The organism is Lactobacillus gallinarum DSM 10532 = JCM 2011 (genome assembly GCF_001434975.1).
Lineage (GTDB): Bacteria > Bacillota > Bacilli > Lactobacillales > Lactobacillaceae > Lactobacillus > Lactobacillus gallinarum.
In genome coordinates, this window is sequence record NZ_AZEL01000019.1 from 1 (window position 1) to 1,260 (window position 1,260).

Annotated in this window: 1 protein-coding gene; it reads left to right on the top strand. The window is 34.9% G+C overall.

Going from position 1 to position 1,260, the window contains the following annotated elements:
* Positions 1 to 1,095, top strand: a 1,095-nt coding sequence (locus tag FC37_RS03280) for an IS110 family RNA-guided transposase (RefSeq protein WP_025006496.1), incomplete at its 5' end; no start/stop codon positions are given.
* Positions 1,096 to 1,260 lie beyond the last annotated feature (165 nt).

A 1,260-nucleotide genomic window follows, 5' to 3' on the forward strand; every position in this document is an offset into this window, starting at 1 on the left:
GCTTTTTCTAAACATCCACAAATTATTTTTGAAGCTACCGGTGTTTATTCACGCAGACTGCAGGCTTTTCTTGAAGACTACGGCTATGAATATGTTGTTCTTAATCCGCTTAAAGCCAAAAAAGAGATGAATATGGGGCTACGCTACAACAAGACCGATAAAACTGATGCTTATCATTTAGCTTTAATTCAAAGACTTTATCGCCATCCGGTTAATCAAAGCGAATCCCAAACTTATAAGCAGCTTAATGCTTTGAGCCGCTTCTATGACCAGCTGACAAGTGACTTGGTAATAGCTAAAAATCGACTTCACCAAGCTCTACAATCAACCTTTCCCGAAATTGAAAACTTATTTTCTATTGCTAGAGGTAAGAATTATTGGCAAATAGTTGCTCGTTATCCTCATTGTGATTTAGTAAGAAAAGATGATAAAAAGCAAATTATTAACTGGTTGATGAAATTGAAAGGCATCGCTTTTAATCATGCACAAAGGACAACAGATAAACTAATTGAATTAGCTCATTTAGCTTATCCAGTTGTTTCTTGCTCTGACATAGAGGTCCAGCAAGCACAATATTATGCCCGAAGACTGCTTAATCTAAGCAATCAACGTCAACGTATAATTACAAAAATGGTTAAACTCGCCAAAACTTTGCCTAATCATGACTTAGAAAACCTAGAAAGCATTCCAGGCTTTGCACAGACCACTGCAGTCAGAGTTTTAGCAGAGTTAGGAGATTTACGCAGATTTAGTAATCCTAATAAAATCAATGCTTTTATCGGAATTGATCCAGGCAGATATCAGTCAGGAGAAATGGACTCTAATTTAAGTATTACTAAACATGGCAATGCAGTCGCACGTAAGTTGCTTTATCGAGCTATTGGACAAATTGATAATGCAGCTAAGACAAATCCGTGTCATATAGCAGATTATTATGAAAGCAAAAAGCTATCCTCTCAAACCAAAGGGTTCAAAAAGATAGCTATTGCTTCAATTCATAAACTAATCAGAACCATTTATGCCCTGATTATCAATGATCAACCATATGATTACAACGTAGCCACACATAATCAAAAAGACTTTAGTCGTAATTAATTGATCAAGTACATTATAACGCTAAGCCCAAAAATCAGATATGGATCTGGGCTTATTTGTCGTGTCTAACTAAAAAAATAAATCGACACTAAAAGATGTTTAAGTTGAAATTTAAATAAAAAATGAAGCCAAACTTCTTATTATGCTTGACTTTACGTAGAAAAA